Annotated in this window: 17 protein-coding genes and 1 pseudogene; 14 read left to right on the top strand and 4 right to left on the bottom strand. The window is 43.5% G+C overall.

Annotation, left to right across the window (positions count from 1 at the left end):
- Nucleotides 1-12: 12 nt before the first annotated feature.
- Nucleotides 13-765 carry an ABC transporter permease gene (locus AC58P5_RS01455; protein ID WP_497384138.1) on the bottom strand — a complete coding sequence of 251 codons (753 nt, stop codon included), beginning with the start codon at nucleotides 763-765 and terminating at the stop codon, nucleotides 13-15.
- Nucleotides 762-1,679 carry an ABC transporter ATP-binding protein gene (locus AC58P5_RS01450; protein ID WP_497384136.1) on the bottom strand — a complete coding sequence of 306 codons (918 nt, stop codon included), beginning with the start codon at nucleotides 1,677-1,679 and terminating at the stop codon, nucleotides 762-764. Before AC58P5_RS01450 ends, AC58P5_RS01455 begins: the two co-directional genes overlap by 4 nt.
- A gap of 168 nt (nucleotides 1,680-1,847) precedes the next feature.
- Here AC58P5_RS01450 and AC58P5_RS01445 point away from each other — a divergent pair, with 168 nt between their 5' ends.
- The 7 genes and pseudogenes from AC58P5_RS01445 (at nucleotide 1,848) to AC58P5_RS01415 (ending at nucleotide 7,007) form a co-directional block, all read left to right on the top strand.
- Complete coding sequence (locus AC58P5_RS01445) at nucleotides 1,848-2,561, top strand: response regulator transcription factor (RefSeq protein WP_497384135.1); 714 nt, start codon at nucleotides 1,848-1,850, stop codon at nucleotides 2,559-2,561.
- On the top strand, nucleotides 2,562-3,977 hold the full coding sequence (locus tag AC58P5_RS01440; protein ID WP_497384134.1) for a sensor histidine kinase: 1,416 nt from the start codon (nucleotides 2,562-2,564) through the stop codon (nucleotides 3,975-3,977).
- A gap of 436 nt (nucleotides 3,978-4,413) precedes the next feature.
- The gene (locus tag AC58P5_RS01435; RefSeq protein WP_497384133.1) at nucleotides 4,414-4,869 is read left to right on the top strand and encodes a DinB family protein; all 456 of its coding nucleotides are present in this window, start codon (nucleotides 4,414-4,416) and stop codon (nucleotides 4,867-4,869) included.
- Nucleotides 4,870-5,502: 633 nt separating this feature from the next.
- Nucleotides 5,503-6,291, top strand: a complete 789-nt coding sequence (locus AC58P5_RS01430; RefSeq protein ID WP_497384132.1) for a class I SAM-dependent methyltransferase — start codon at nucleotides 5,503-5,505, stop codon at nucleotides 6,289-6,291.
- A 120-nt stretch (nucleotides 6,292-6,411) separates the two neighbouring features.
- Nucleotides 6,412-6,603: a hypothetical protein gene (locus AC58P5_RS01425; RefSeq protein WP_497384131.1), complete on the top strand. Its 192-nt coding sequence runs from the start codon at nucleotides 6,412-6,414 to the stop codon at nucleotides 6,601-6,603.
- A pseudogene (locus AC58P5_RS01420) lies at nucleotides 6,555-6,683 on the top strand (IS110 family transposase); the annotation flags it as partial. The gene AC58P5_RS01425 and the pseudogene AC58P5_RS01420, both read left to right, overlap by 49 nt.
- A 33-nt stretch (nucleotides 6,684-6,716) precedes the next feature.
- On the top strand, nucleotides 6,717-7,007 hold the full coding sequence (locus AC58P5_RS01415; RefSeq protein ID WP_497384130.1) for a hypothetical protein: 291 nt from the start codon (nucleotides 6,717-6,719) through the stop codon (nucleotides 7,005-7,007).
- 415 nt (nucleotides 7,008-7,422) lie between these two features.
- On the opposite strand, the gene AC58P5_RS01410 is transcribed toward AC58P5_RS01415, so the two are convergent.
- Complete coding sequence (locus AC58P5_RS01410; RefSeq protein WP_497384129.1) at nucleotides 7,423-7,554, bottom strand: hypothetical protein; 132 nt, start codon at nucleotides 7,552-7,554, stop codon at nucleotides 7,423-7,425.
- 182 nt (nucleotides 7,555-7,736) lie between these two features.
- Here AC58P5_RS01410 and AC58P5_RS01405 point away from each other — a divergent pair, with 182 nt between their 5' ends.
- The 7 genes from AC58P5_RS01405 to AC58P5_RS01375 all read left to right on the top strand — a co-directional run bounded on the left by AC58P5_RS01405 (nucleotide 7,737) and on the right by AC58P5_RS01375 (nucleotide 14,510).
- Nucleotides 7,737-9,239 carry an alpha/beta hydrolase family protein gene (locus AC58P5_RS01405; RefSeq protein ID WP_497384128.1) on the top strand — a complete coding sequence of 501 codons (1,503 nt, stop codon included), beginning with the start codon at nucleotides 7,737-7,739 and terminating at the stop codon, nucleotides 9,237-9,239.
- A 436-nt stretch (nucleotides 9,240-9,675) separates the two neighbouring features.
- Nucleotides 9,676-10,128: a VOC family protein gene (locus AC58P5_RS01400; protein WP_497384126.1), complete on the top strand. Its 453-nt coding sequence runs from the start codon at nucleotides 9,676-9,678 to the stop codon at nucleotides 10,126-10,128.
- Between the two features lie 335 nt (nucleotides 10,129-10,463).
- Nucleotides 10,464-11,609, top strand: coding sequence for a hypothetical protein (locus tag AC58P5_RS01395; protein ID WP_497384125.1), 1,146 nt, complete (start codon nucleotides 10,464-10,466; stop codon nucleotides 11,607-11,609).
- Nucleotides 11,610-11,614: 5 nt separating this feature from the next.
- Nucleotides 11,615-11,743, top strand: coding sequence for a Mur ligase family protein (locus tag AC58P5_RS01390; RefSeq protein WP_497384124.1), 129 nt, complete (start codon nucleotides 11,615-11,617; stop codon nucleotides 11,741-11,743).
- A 391-nt stretch (nucleotides 11,744-12,134) separates the two neighbouring features.
- Nucleotides 12,135-12,581, top strand: a complete 447-nt coding sequence (locus AC58P5_RS01385; RefSeq protein WP_497384123.1) for a LytTR family DNA-binding domain-containing protein — start codon at nucleotides 12,135-12,137, stop codon at nucleotides 12,579-12,581.
- A 16-nt stretch (nucleotides 12,582-12,597) separates the two neighbouring features.
- Complete coding sequence (locus AC58P5_RS01380) at nucleotides 12,598-13,026, top strand: DUF3021 family protein (RefSeq protein WP_497384122.1); 429 nt, start codon at nucleotides 12,598-12,600, stop codon at nucleotides 13,024-13,026.
- A gap of 176 nt (nucleotides 13,027-13,202) precedes the next feature.
- Nucleotides 13,203-14,510: an alpha/beta hydrolase family protein gene (locus AC58P5_RS01375; protein WP_497384121.1), complete on the top strand. Its 1,308-nt coding sequence runs from the start codon at nucleotides 13,203-13,205 to the stop codon at nucleotides 14,508-14,510.
- A gap of 187 nt (nucleotides 14,511-14,697) precedes the next feature.
- Here AC58P5_RS01375 and AC58P5_RS01370 read toward each other — a convergent pair whose 3' ends face one another.
- Nucleotides 14,698-15,342 (bottom strand): TetR family transcriptional regulator, encoded by a 645-nt coding sequence (locus AC58P5_RS01370; RefSeq protein ID WP_497384120.1) that lies wholly within the window; start codon nucleotides 15,340-15,342, stop codon nucleotides 14,698-14,700.
- Nucleotides 15,343-15,550 lie beyond the last annotated feature (208 nt).

The raw sequence follows: 15,550 nt of genomic DNA, 5'->3' as shown, positions 1-15,550 counted from the left end.
CAACTTCCCTCCTCAGATTTCCTGTCGGCTTACATGGATGCTTCCGGCGATATAGAACAGGACAGCCATAATCAACGCACCCACTACAATTCCAAAGCTTACTGGCTGTACCATATAGGCGCTCGCAGACTCGGCGTATAGATAAGTAACCGGACTGAGATCCAAATAGTAAGACCAAATAAAAATATGTCTAATAGCAGCCGGGAATAATCCGGCGGTCATTCCGATGAAGCCGCCCAGCATGCCCAAGCACAGCGCAAAGGCCTGATTTTTAATGGCAAAAGAAATCCATTGTTGAAACGCTGTGACAGCGAGAGTCGTGAGCAGGGTACCCCCAATGAACCGGATTAGCAATTCGATAGGAAGAGCGCCGGGAAAATCCTTTATGAGTCCGAACACTATCATGAATAAAGCCTGTACAAAGATCCCATACAGGAGCAGACTATTGGTACATATATACTTCGCTGCGTAGAGATGCCCGCGTCCAACATTGGTAGCAACAAGCATTTTCCAGGTCAATCCCTTATGCTCCATATCACAAATACGTGAAACAACAACGGCCGAAATAATCGGCATAAAAAAGCCATTCATGGAGGATATACTAAAAAAAATAGATTCCCAAACGGCGTGATCCGGATTGCTCGCAATGGATCGGCTGATGGACATAAAGGCCCACAGCATCTCCACGACAAGAAATAATATAATCATGATCCATATTTTTTTGCGACGGATTTTGAAATATTCCAGTCCTAATAACTTGATCACAAGCTCCGCTCCTTTCCTGTCAACTCCAAGAAAATATCCTCCAGACTTTTCTTCTGCTCCTCAATCCGGGTGACAGCAATTTGATGTTCAACAAGCAATCTGTTCATTTTTCCCACTTCCGTATCTTGAAGATTACCCAACTCAAGCCGGCTGCCCCTTTGGGTTGGACTATATCCTTGCGTGAAAAGTAGCTGCTCTGCTTTGGCATTGTCCCCAGTTTTCACAAAAATGACGTTTTTATTTTTTTGCCGCAGGCTTGTCATACAGCCCTGGTACAACAAATTCCCTTCGCTGATAATGCCTACCGAGGTAGCGATTTGTTCGATTTCCGAAAGCAGGTGGCTGGAGAGCAATATCGTTATTCCATAGCGTGCGGGCAATGATTTGATGAGCTCCCGAATTTCACCAATTCCTGCAGGATCAAGACCGTTTGTCGGTTCATCGAGGATCAGCAGCTTGGGGAAGGCGAGCAGGGCCATTGCGATTCCCAGCCGTTGCTTCATTCCTAGCGAATATTGTTCAGCTTTTTTGTTTTTCTGATTTTCCAGCCGTACAATACGAAGCGCCTCATGTACGTTTTTATCTGGCACGTTCCGCAGGCGCTGCATGACCATCATATTCTCAAGCCCTGTCAAATGCCCATAGTAGGAGGGAGATTCAATCAGTGATCCGGTACGTTGCAGGATGGATGGACGATGTTTGCTCAGACTTTCCCCGAAAATTCGGATTGTTCCTTCAGAAGGCTTGATGAGTCCGAGCAGCATTTTTAGCGTAGTTGTTTTCCCCGCTCCGTTTGGACCCAGAAACCCATAGATTTCTCCCTCCTGAACATGTAGATCAACTTTATTTACACTGTTAATTGCCCCGTACGTTTTGGACAGGTTTTGCGTTTGCACAATAGCTAATGCACTCATGAAAAAAGTCAGCTCCATTCAAGTTTTTAATAGATATTTCTCCTCTGTTTCAACAGTAATAAACCCACCTTTCCTCAGTCTTTAGAAGACCTTACGTCAACCTTAAATAGAATTAGAACAACACAGATAACCCCCCTGTTCATGTATAATAAAATCGGGTGGTGCAGCATGGAGAATTTAAAAGACAAAAAAATATTAATTGTAGATGATGAACCGGAAATCAGAGTTATGATTGAAAGGTTTTTAAGAAAAGAGGGCTTTTTCCGCATATACATAGCAGCTGACTGCGCTTCAGCTCTGTCGATCTGCCGCACAGGGAAGCCGGATATCGTGATTCTTGATGTCATGCTGCCTGATGGCGACGGATTCTCGCTTCTGTCATCCATTAGACAGTTCTCGGACATGCCGGTCCTTTTTCTCTCCGCCCGGGGAGAGGATGAAGACCGTTTGCTGGGACTGGGTCTAGGGGCAGATGATTACATTGTGAAGCCGTTCCTGCCGCGCGAACTGGTACTGCGACTGATGGCGATTTTAAAGCGGATCTACTCCTCCCCCGTGGTTGAGCGTCTGTCTGTCTTCCGATTGGGAGAACAGACCATTGATCTGGATAGCGCTGTCGTGCACAGGAATCAGAAAGAGCTGCCGTTGACGGCAAAGGAACATGCGATTCTTGTGAAGTTATACGAGAACCAGGGCCGAATCGTCACGAGCGATGCCTTATGCCAGGCCGTATGGGGAGACGACAGCTACGGATACGAAAATACATTAATGGTCCATATCAGGCGGGTACGCGAAAAAATCGAGCTCGATCCCTCCAAACCGAGCCATCTTCTCACCGTCAGGGGGCTGGGATATAAGTTGATGGTAAAGGAGATACGTTGAGTGGAGGGTATTATTCGCATATTACGCCGGTTTGTCGTGACTACCATCTTTATCTCGATATTTCTGCTTCTTTTTAATTTCGTACTACTGGGCACGTTGGTGTTCATGGAAATTAACCAACGTCCGTCTCCGGAGGGCGTTCTCAAGCAAGTGGCCCAAGGCTTAGGCAAGCAGGACGACAGTTACCGTCTGGACGAGCACGCTGCTGGACTTCTGCAAGACAATCAGGCCTGGGCCTTGCTGCTCGGTGAAGATGGCCATGTGCAATGGCACTACCATCTGCCTAATGATGTTCCGCGAACCTACACTCTAATCGAGGTAGCCAAGTTCTCGCGTTATTATCTCATCGAATATCCGGTTTATAGCTGGGAGCATGAAGATGGCCTGGTTGTGGTGGGGTACCCTAAGAGAAGCTATGAGAAGTATCAATTTAATTTTCTTTTCGAATGGTTAAGGTCGTTACCCATGCGGCTGGTACTTCTACTGCTCCTAAATGTGGTGATGGCCCTGCTGATCTCTGTCTTGATTGGCACTCGTCTTATGAGAGGGATACGTCCTCTTGTGGGGGGAGTCCACAATCTTGCTAGGGAGGAAGCGGTCCAGTTGGATTCCAAAGGTCTATTCGGTGATTTGGCCCGGAGCATTAATTCTGCATCGGCTATGCTTCAGAAGAAGACGGCCGCGTTGAAGACACGGGATGAAGCACGCTCCAACTGGATTGCCGGGATTTCTCATGATATCCGGACGCCACTCTCGATAGTTTTAGGCTACGCAAGCGAAATGGAGGATAATTCAGACTTGTCGAAGGAGCAGAGATATCAGGCCGGTATCATTCGGCGCCAAGGCGAGAAGATGCGCTCACTTGTAAGTGACCTGAATCTGGTCTCCATGCTCGAGTATGAAATGCAGCCTTTGCATTTGAAGCATATTCGGCTATCTGTACTGGCTAGACAGGTGATCACGGAATTTTTGAATAACGGATTGGATGACCGCTATGAAATCAAATTGAACCTGGCCGATGAAGCGGTTCAGATCAATGGGGATGAGAAATTGCTGCTTCGGGCAATCAGTAATCTTGTCCAAAACAGTGTGCATCATAACTCGCAGGGCTGCGAAATTTTAATAGAAGCCTCTCTATCCAAAGACCGTTCCCAATATCAATTTATCGTAAGGGATAATGGACGGGGAATCCCACAGGAGCAATTGACGAAGATTACCGAATTACACTTTTCAACAAGGAGAAAGCGGCCTGTCCAGCAAGGTCACGGGCTGGGGCTTCCGATGGTGGCAAGGATTGCGAAGGCGCATCACGGTCGCCTCGTTCTTGCAAGTGGTATGGACCAAAGAGGTCTAACAGCGGTTTTGGAATTCCCTGTGCTGTCACAGAACGAAAAATTAGACAATGAGAAAATTTGATTGCATGAGGTGCGATTTTTACTTAATACAAACGATCGTAAGGAGATTTAACCTTAATGTTTTAAGTATAGATAATGTTCCTGAGTCTTTTAGTTCACAAGTATAAAAACTGAATCTTATGAGTGAAGAAATTTATGCACCCCGCCTCCAGGTTTTTGCTGGCGTCTACATTGATGGCACTAATGGAAGCGGGTTATTAGACTAAGAAAAAAAGTTGTAGACTGGCTGTAGATGTTAAGCTAACGGGCAGGATAATTTAACCAAATAGCGAATAGATAGACTTTGAATATTTCGAAAATATCGGAATCCAGGGGAGGTCTTCATATGTCATTCCCTTTTGATCCCCAAAAAGGTTGTTTCAGTTCATTCAAAATGATTAAACTAGCGGATAACACTAGGTTCAAGTAATCGATGAGACGAAGAGGGGGAAACCGAAATGAAGACGATCAAGTGCATGATGGGCCACCTGTACTGGGCGGACGAACGCATCTTGGACGCGCTCGAGGAGAGTGAGACGAAGAATAAGGACCTTCTGAAGCTGGTTCGGCACGTCGCGGTCGCGGAACGAGTCTGGCTGTCCCGATTGCAGGGCAAGAGCAGCGCGCAATATTCGTTGTGGGAGGAAGCGGAAGACCTGACGGCGATCCGGACGATGTTCGAAGAAAACGCCGAGCAATATCGCGTCTATATCGAAGGGCTCGAGGAATCCGAGTTAGATGAGATGATCGACTATGCGAGCCAGAACGGGGTTCCGTTCCGAACGTCCGCCCGGGACATCCTGTTGCAGGTCCTCTTACATGGGCAATATCACCGGGGACAGATCAACCGGGCACTTCGGATCGAATCGGCAGAGCCTGTCCAAGTCGATTACATCACGTTCGCGAGGCTCTAACAGGGCCTAATCATCACCATTACTCGGAATGGGATTGGCATTGAACTAACGGGAATCGTTAGTTGAACAACACAGCGGCAGTCTATGACTTTATTTTTTCTTGTCAATGGCTGAGCGCAAACAGAGGGCTGGATTTTGTACAACGTAAATTGAAGAACTTCAACGTTACATGATCGTGTTGCAAATAGAGGCCCAACTTCAAAGTGTCCAAGGAAAATAAAGTACTAGACTATCTAAATATAGTTGTAGACTGAGAAATTAAAGTATTTTCTTAGTGCTTAGGTTAGGATAACTCCCCTGTGTAAGCACTACATGCTACCCGCGTACGTTCTTTATTAGGTGATTGGAAATGGATAATGAGGAGGACGTAGCCCAAGCGAAGGCGTGGGAGCGTTCTTTTTATTGAACTAACGAGTAGTTTAGCGCAATATACTGACAAGAGAAAAAATGAGAAGATCCATGTTTTTTAGAGATATTCAGAGTTATTGTTTTCTGAAAAGCCCAAATTAAGGCATTGTAATGCGGAAGTGCAAATTAAGAAAAAAAGCGAACGTACGTTTTTTAGGTTTGTAAAAATTGGTATCTCCTTTTATAATCGTAACAAATGAATCTGTGAATAGAGGGGATGTTTATATGAGCAATATTCTATTAAACTCAAGAAATAACACTCTTGATACTAAAGGGGTTTTAGAACAAAATAAAATGTTTTGGGATAAAACTGCTGACAAATGGTTTGGTGTAACTGCACTCCCAGAACTCGGATGTTTGATTCCAACAGAAGAAGATTTACATTTGTTTGGTGATGTGTCTGGTAAAAAAGTTCTTGAAATTGGTTGTGGAAGTGGTCACTCACTTAAATACAATGGTGACCATAGTGCTTCAGAACTTTGGGGACTCGATATGTCAACACAGCAAATTGAAAATGCAAACCAATATTTGAAGGAATGTGGATATAAAGCACATTTATTCAATAGCCCTATGGAAGTAAATCCTGGCTTACCAATCGATTATTTCGATATTGTTTATTCAATATATGCAATCGGCTGGGCTACAGATTTACAAAAAACATTTAATTTAATTGCTTCCTATTTAAAAAAAGATGGTACTTTTATTTTTAGCTGGGATCATCCTGTTACGAGATGTATGGAAGTTGAAGATAATAATCTTGTAGTTAAAAGCTCATATTACGATGAGAACCTTGTAACTTATGAAAAATATGGCTTCGATGTTTCACTCAGCAAAAGGAAAATTTCAACGTATATTAACGCTCTATCGAAAGCAGGATTTTTTATTGAGGAAATGATTGAAGAAACTGATAAACAAACCTTTGAAAGCGAGAGTGGAGTTAAACAGGAATACCATTCTGCTTTCACTGCGAAACAGTTTCCCTTGTCCTTCGTTATCAAAGCAAGGAAACTTTAATCGGAGATTTAATCTTTAAAAAGTTATACTAACCTGAAACGGTAGTTCTATAAATAGGCTTTTACCACTTTTGTGCAACATGCTAAAATACATTAGTACCAGTTAACCTCTGAGTCTAATGTGGATGAAGAAGCTTTGCATATAGATGAAGCGATAAAAAGCATGGATAAACAGATAGCTTCCCTGCTTTATGGTGATAAAGAAAAAGGATATAAACCTCATCCTTATACAAAAATTCTTATGTCCTTCCCTATCATGAGTGAATCTATGGCCTGTACATTTGTGATATTGAACGTTTCTCAACATATTTAGAGCTTAAAAAGTACCTTGGGGTTGCTGCGGAGAATAAAATTTCCGGCACATCCGTTTTTAAGAGTAGGCAGACATACGAGGGTGTTAGAGATACTCGCAGAGTTCTATTCTTAATGACTTTGCTACTAATATCTCCAAAAATAAGTGAAAATAGTTTTCGTGTTTACTATAAACGATTAGTTGATCGAGGAATGGCGAAGAGAAAAGCAATAGGTCATGTATGCGGTAAGATAGCCCAAGTTTTATACTCATGCCTTAAAAACAACGAACCGTATGATCCGTTCAAACACGCGAGCAAAATGGGAGTAATCCTTGACGGCGATAAAGTGAAGTTAAAGATCCCATCTAATTTAGAAGATTACGAACGTGAGGCAGATGAGTTAGCTGACGATGATGTCTTATAAACGACAGTGTCTTACACTGCCTTAAATAGAACATAAATAGCCCATTGCCCTGCAAATTGGAAATTAAGGAGCTTCCAAATTACGGTGATGGGCTAATTGAATTTTTATAAGCATTACACTACATTAGACTCGCGATGGCGTTAAGCTAACGAGGAACGTTAGTTCAATAAAACAGCGACAGTCTTATAAAATAAAAATCCCTCCGAATACATGAGATAGCCGACCCCTTAGCGTACTGCTAAAGGACCGGCTTATTTATTTTCCCATAAAGAGTGAGAGTTGTGAGTGAACTTATATGGTGTTTACGATACGAAGACAAGAAAATTTTAGAAATCGAGGATCAAGAGGTAGAGCCCATGATACCAACTGTTAAAACTTCCGCAAAACTGCATGCGATAGTAGGGGATATCCATCATCAAACCTGAAACACCTCCATAACTCGGTCGAACTCCTGGACCGCTTCAGCTCGATACCCGTATTTCTCCATATATGATTGAAGCAGTTGCGTCAGCTTAAGATCGTCTTCTACAATCAGGATACTAAACATAGGACTTGGCTCCTTTCCTGATTAAAAAACACCAGCATGCCTTCGCCGAAGAGCGATTGGAACTTACAAGATTCAATTACAAAATTGTAAGGTAGCTGTAAGGCAAATCGATAGCTTAGGCCAGCCTGGCAGGATAAAATTGGAACAAACGAAAATAGAAGTTTTTTAAAAGGAGACTCGAGATGAGGCTGTTTGAACTGCTGCTTTTTTCATCTAACATCGGCTTGTTTGCATTAACAGTCCTATTAAAAAAAGGACGACGTAGAATCCCAGTATTCATTGCAAGCGGGATCGCCACACTTTTACTGGTCATTCATTGGACGGTGGAAGGATACAGAGTTCAGCTATTTTTCTCCTATTGCATAACGATCATTTTTTTAGCCATTTCAGGTTATAGCTATTTTAAAAAAAACGGCCCAAAAAAAATCCCGCGATTCATGTTGGGTACAGCTTATACCTCTATAGCGATAATGCTGGTCGTCACAGGGGGGCTCATGTATGTTTTCCCTGTATTTAAACTGCCTGTACCGACAGGCGAATTTAAGGTAGGAACGCAAACTTTTCATTTCGTGGATACAACTAGGGAAGAGATTTTCGACAAAGCCAGAGAGGGTAAAAGAGAATTGATGGTTCAGGTATGGTATCCGGCTCAAGCTGGCACCGGCAATTACGCTCCCTTTGTTCCCGATACCCGGATTTTACGTTATATGGCCGCGGACTATGGCCTTCCCGGGTTTACTTTTCAACATTTGAAGTACGTATCCAGTCATGCTTATTCGGGGGCCGAAGTCTCTTCGGCACAGACTTCATACCCGCTGATCCTTGCGAATCCCGGCAACGCCTCTTCCAGGTTCCTCCACACGTCGCAAGCCGAAAATCTCGCGAGTCACGGATATATCGTGGCAGTGATCGACCACACGTATAATACATTTGCAACCGAGTTTCCGGACGGGCGAATCACGACCAGCAAAACCAATGATTTATTCTCGCCCGACCATGATTACCGGACGAGTAGAGGAAATCGCGACAAGTTGGGAAAAGTTTTAACCGACGATGTGACGTTTGCGCTGGACCAATTCGAGCTCATCCAATCGGGGCAGAATCCAAGCCATCTAAAAGGGAGGATTGATCTCGGTCATGTGGGGGTGTTCGGTCATTCCATCGGCGGAGCGACGGCCTATGACGCTTCTTACGATCCGCGAATCGCGGTTGGAATAGACTTGGATGGAGGGCTTTATCGACTGCGTGACAGAGAGGGTCTGCGAAAGCCGTTTTTGTTCATGAACTCGGAAAGCGAATTCGAAAGATTAAAGATGGTGATGGATAACCACGCCTACACGGAGACAGAGCTTAAACGTATGGGCAACACAAGAGAGTGGATGGATCAAGTAACGGAAGACAAAAAGTTAGAGCTTGAACGGATGCGCGAAACGGTTGCTTCAGGGGGGCAATTCCTCTATATCGACAATACAGAGCATTTGAATTTTACCGACATACCATTCATTTCTCCGGTATTCAAGTTGCTGGGCATTACAGGAAAGATTGCGCCCGAAAGAGCGAACTCCGTTATCAATGCCTATATGCTGGATTTCTTCGATATGTATCTGAAAAATCAAGGCGGAATCTTAATGAAAGGACCGGATAGCCGCTTTCCGGAGATGAAGTTCGTAACCTCGCTATTATAAATTACGGAACAGGCTGCCGATTTTGATAGGCCCCCCTTTAAGTAGACAGGTTTACTAAATAAACCGCTACTTGAAGGGGAGTTTTCCTTTGTCTAAGAAGAACGAATACAATGCGACCTAAGAAACTAGCCATGGCGCAGGATGTCAAAGTCCTGCTTTGTCTTGATCATCCTCATTCTTTTATTCCTCCTGAAAAAGAAAATGCCCTCTCGAAAAGGGGTCTTGAGCCAAGTCACGAATATAAAATATGTACCAAATATTGCTTGAACCGGGTTTAAGCTAACGGACAGTTTAGTTTAATGATCAAAAGGAGATAATATCGTAACTCCGAATTGTTAAAGTATAAAATATTAGGAGTTTTAGAATTAGTAATTCTTGATAGAATAAATATGAAGATGATCAGGTAATAAATTTGTACACATAAGGAGATAAAACTATGGCAAAAAACAAATTACTAAGAATGGACAATGTTGGCATCGTCGTAGAATCCCTTGATGACGCAATCTCTTTCTTCGAGGAGATTGGCTTGAAGCTCGAAGGGCGAGCTACTGTCGAAGGTGAATGGGCTGGTCGCGTAACCGGACTGGGTTCACAGTGTGTAGAGATTGCTATGATGGTTACCCCAGATGGCCACAGCCGACTTGAACTATCGCGATTTCTCACCCCACCTGCTATATCAGATCACCGAACTGCTCCTGTAAATGCCCTCGGTTATCTACGCGTCATGTTCACCGTTGAAGATATTGACGAAATGGTATCCAGACTCACTAAGCATGGTGCTCAGCTCGTTGGCGAAGTGGTTCAGTACGAGGACTCGTATCGGCTCTGCTACATTCGTGGAAATGAAGGACTTCTAATCGGTTTGGCGGAACAACTCGGTAATAAATAAGTGACGTTTAAAAGAAGAAGACTTAACTGAAATATACATTACTAGAATAAAACTAGAAACAGAAAAGCAGTGAGATAACGGGAGAACGATAGATGAAGAAAGCGAACTGAAAATGGGCCATCCGCGAAGGATGGCCCTAAAACTTGCGGTTACAGACAGCACGGAGAACCGTATCACAAGTGATGGTAAAGGAAAAATTCGAGTTAAGAATTCCATACAAACTAATTTCTTCTCAAGTCTGAAACTTAATTTCCAACAAAAAAACATGGACTGTTAGAATCGCTTTTTGAATCCATTATTGGATGTGAAACAAAGGTAGGAGGAAAGGATCTTATATGGGAAACCGGACGTTCCTGAGCGTTACAAACGCCGATACAGATTCAGTCGATTATGAGAATATAGCTTTCGAGACGAATAATTTTCTCGCTCCAGTATGGTTTTGTCTGGTCAGCCAAGAGCAGTTCCAGCGCTATAGCGGGCAGCTTATGCAAGCATGGAGCAAGATTCAACCCCATATGGACCAACCGGATGTGGAGGATCTGCCTGAGTGGGAATGCTTTTCCGAGGCATTCCAATGGCAGATTCCATGGGCGGATGCTGCAGAGCAGTTGCGCCTGAGTTTACCCGGCACGCTGGCCCACTTCCCTTCGCTTGCCGCTCCTGTACATGAGTGGCTGGAAACCTTATCGACCCATGTACAGCGCTATTCTGCTGCCGTTATTCATCTGGAGCTTTCGCAATATTTCTCGTTCACGGGCGATCCCGCCCTCTATCTGAAAGACATTCAAGAATACGTTACCCTCTGGCAGTCGCCGCATCCCTCGCAGGAGAAGGTCTGGCAGGGAGCAGCCGATAACTTCTATATGCTGAATGGGGAGCATTTGCCATGGAGAGAACGTACGGTAACTCAGACGGAGCAAGCTCTGGAAATTCAGCCAGCACAGTCCATTCCTCCAGCATCTGGGAAGCGCCAGCCCAAATGGCGGCAGGAGCTCTACATATGGTTGCTTGCGATTCTGTCCGCAGCCCTCTTTTTTACCGTCTATGTCAAGACCTCCAGTGGTTGGTTGGCGGTGCTCGGTTTCCTCATCCCCTCTCTGTTTATCGTTTTGTGGAATGTGATTATCGGTCCTAAAAAAACCTCCCGCCATCGGCTGGAGGAGGTCACAACCTTGAAGAGGAACAGTACCCCCTCTTATGCCGTGCTCCGGATTGAGTATTTCGATGGGCATTCACCTATTGGGGTGGATGGCATGGAAACCGGCCCTTCGGAGGATAAATCATTACCGGATCTTATCCCCTGGCTGCAAATCATGCAAGCGAAGGTGCTTTCATCTCATGAGGTTGAGCTCATGATTTCTACTAAAAATCCACCAGTCTCTACCTTACAATTTCTTTTGAAGCTGGATGAACAACTGGTAGCCAAGGATACCGTATCAGCGGTAAATGCCATTGTGTTGGCTCATAAAATGTCCGTTTAACTGCAATGACTTCGACAAGGGACGACTGGCACCGCGACATGGATGAATATACCGCCGCGAAGCGCCGCCTGTTGAACTTTCAGAGTGATGACGATCTTGCCGTTCTCAACCGTGATGATTCGGTGAAAGAGTAATATCGTAAGAGGATGGCGGATGGCAAGAACATATATGCTTAAAAGTCGCGTAGCAGCGGCTTTTTCTATTTTAACGATATAAGTTCTTGTCACATGTCAGTGATAAGAACTTATATCGTTTGCCGTATTAGGACAAGAACATATATTGTTTCCCGTAATTGAAGTTAATTTTCAATTATTATGCTAAATTTGTAGAAGGGCGGGATATCTAATACTTGGTTGAGGCTTTGATGCTAAATCTGCTGATTGGAGCCTGGTACACACTAAATGCATGTGGAGGTCGTCATAGGAATGCAACGAATAGATACGTAGAAATCCTTTGTTTCTCACACTCTGCGCCGTTTACGACCTTTACGAAGGATGGTGCTGACTTTAATTCGAATTTCCGAGGGTGATTTCTATCAAAATTTACATCGAAGTAATAGACCATACAGAAGAAGAGGAGATCCGCATCAGGTGTCACCAAGTAGACGAAGAAATGCATGAGCTCGTTAATAAAATAAAAAGCGAAACGCTCATTATACTTGGTTATCATGAGGATAAGATCAGCCGCATCAAACTTAGTGATATTTATTATTTTGAAGCCGTTGACGGGAAAGTGTTTGCGTATGGTAAGAACACCGTCCACGAAGTCAAACAAAAACTTTATGAACTGGAGGAACTTTGCAAAGAGAAACATTGTTTTCGCGCCTCCAAATCGACCATTCTAAATATAGCTAAGATTGCCAGTATTCATCCGTCGATCAGCGGCCGTTTTCAAGCATTATTGGATAACGGGGAAAAGGTTGTCATATCACGGCAGTATGTGCCAATACTTAAACATAGGCTTGGATTATAAAAAGGGGGGGAACTACATGAAGTATTCCGAGCTCATTAAAGAAATGATTAGAGATTTCTTAATTATATTTGCCTCCATCATTATAATCATCGCTATTTTGCGGCAAATCCATGCTCCTGATGCAAGTTTCGAATTAAAGACGATTTTTACAATTATGGCTTTCTCTTTTCTGGGTGCTTTGACCGGAATCATTTTATATACGCCGTATGCGATTAGCGAGAATAAAATGCGCATCCGAGTGATTTTGCATTTCCTTTTTCTGGAAGCCCTATTAATTTCTCTGGCTGTCATATTGAATCTCGTATACAGCACTTTCGGTATACTATTATTGGCTTTGGAAATTGCCGCAGTATACGCTATCGTTCGTCTACTGTCGTATAAGAATGACAAAAAGGAAGCTCAAAAGATCAATGAAAGACTAAAAACATTTAAAAACGAGGTTTAGAAGATATACACAAACTGCCCTAAATAAAGTCGTATTCGCAGCAAAATACACTTGATTGCATTGTTTTTTACAACCTATTGGCTCTCAGCTACAGCTTATCGTTTATGCGTATACACCTGCTCGGCCATTTATTATGATGAACTCATAAAAAGGTGGAGGAGGAGCAGAGAAGTCTTATGCAGATTTTAATACTTGTTGTTACGTTGGTCTTTGAGCTGGCAATTGCCGTTTATTCCATTGCAACCAAGCAAAGCCGCAGCAAGATAAAGAGTTGGACGAGAATCGCAATGCTTATAGGATTCGTGATGCTGATCTTGGGGAAAGTTGTCGTATGGAAGTACACTTGGGGGCTGTTTGCAGGCTTCCTCTTTATATTAGCGTTCAAGGAAATTATTGCACTCCTGCGCAAACAAACACATACACCGCGTTACAAAGTTTTTTCTACGATATGGAAATTCCTCTTGTTAGCACTGACCGTAGTCGGTACCCTTGTTCCTGTTTTACTTTTTCCCCAGCATAGGCTGCCGCAAGTGACAGGTCCGTATGCAGTGGCGACCGCCACTTACAGCTATATGGACAAGAATCGCATCGAGGAATTTACGGATAAGGGAGACAATCGGTTTGTTAACGTGGAATTTTGGTATCCTGAACAGGCAGACGGAACCTATCCTTTGCTTGTTTTCTCCCATGGAGCATTCGGTATTAAAACAAGCAACACTTCTACCTTTACAGAACTTGCGAGCCACGGTTATGTCGTCGTTTCGATTGACCATCCCTATCATTCTTTTTATACCGTTTCCGAGGATGGAAAGGTCGTGACGATTAATTCCGAGTACATACAAGAAGTCAAGAATGCAAATAAAGAAGGGGTTTATTCGCTTGGTGAGTTTTTCGAGCTTACTCAAAAATGGATGAAATTGCGAACGGATGATATGGATTTTGTCATGGATACGATTCTGGAACAAGCCGCGCAAAAAAAAGATTCTGTATATGAACGCATCGATACACAGAAAATAGGCGTGTTCGGTCATTCTATGGGGGGTGCGGCAAGCGTAGCATTGAGCAGAGAACGCGATGACATTGACGCCGTAGTAAATATAGATGCTCCGTTCTTTAGCGAGCTTGTATATGATAAAGTTACAAACGAATTAACTGCAAAATCCGAAGCTTATACCATCCCGCTTCTTAACGTTTATTCGGATGATGTGTGGATACAGCTCGACAGCAGTTCTTCGTATATCGCGAATAGAATTTCGAATGAAAATTTCAAAGGTGCATACAATGTTCATTTTAAAGGCGCAAAACATTTAAGTTTAACCGATCTACCTTTATTCTCGCCTATATTGGCAAACCTGCTGCAAGAAGGCAGAAAAGCAGATATCGATACCTATTATGCGATTGAAACTCAAAATGAACTTATCCTTCGTTTCTTTGACTATGCTCTAAAGAATCAAGGTCAGTTTGCTCCAAAAGCGACGTATTGAGTATCTGTTCCGTATTTTTTGCATAGCTCGCCCAGCATGTCAGGTAAAACAAGCCGGACTTTATCGATTATTTTCGGGAAGCCTTGCGACGCTTGATTTTAAACAAAAAAACCGCCGTCCGTCGTTGCGACGGGCGGCTTTTTCATTTAGGCAGTGGGGACGGCGGGGAACGAGCGGTAACAGTATTTCAAAAAAATTTGTCGGATGCCATCGCTTCATTTCCACCTGCGACAATTAATTTAAGCCCTGTCATGAAATTTTCGTCATCCGTACCGCCGACATTAATAGCTTCCATAATGTTTGTTAATTCGCCGCTGTTTATTGTACGCTCGGGCAGCGTTTCCCAGTTTTGCTCGTCCGCCTGTTCCTCCATCACACAGCCAAATGTATAACGAATAACGGTAAGCATAACAATTCTGGCTGTTCGTATATCCATTCCTGCACTGCGAAGGGAGGCAAAAGAAACTTCCAAAAACTTCGCTAAAGTTCCATGGGGAAAAGGATGCGCGCCGGCTATCACACGCCCGCCATCAGGATAAGAGAGCATAGCCTTACGAAACAATGTGATATGTTCAATCAGCCAATCCTGCCAGGACTGCTCCCTTTCCCTTGGAACGAAATTTCCCATCTTTTTTTGTAAGATATGCTCGGCCATGTAGTCCACAATCATGGCTTTGTTTTTGAAATGCCAGTAAATGGCCGGGGCTTTGACACCTAGCTTTTTTCCAATATCACGAATAGATAATTCGTCATATCCTTTTTCAGCCAGTAATTCAAGCGCCGCTTCGACGATTTCCTGTTGTCTTTCACTTAGTTTCAAATGATCTTCCATGTTCGCACCTCTTTTGTTTAATTATAAGACATAACAAGCGAACTTAACAGTGTTACATTATTTTTGTATACTCGCTTGACAAATTCCCCTTAACACCGTTATAGTAAAAATCAATGTAACACTGTTAAGGAGGAGGGCGCAGAGTTACCGGCGACAGAAGTACATGGTTTAGTCAAAACAATTGGAGAGAATAGGACAGAAAGGATGG

It is taken from the genome of Paenibacillus sp. JT31N7 (assembly GCF_059692095.1).
This window is presented reverse-complemented; position numbering and strand designations above follow the sequence as displayed.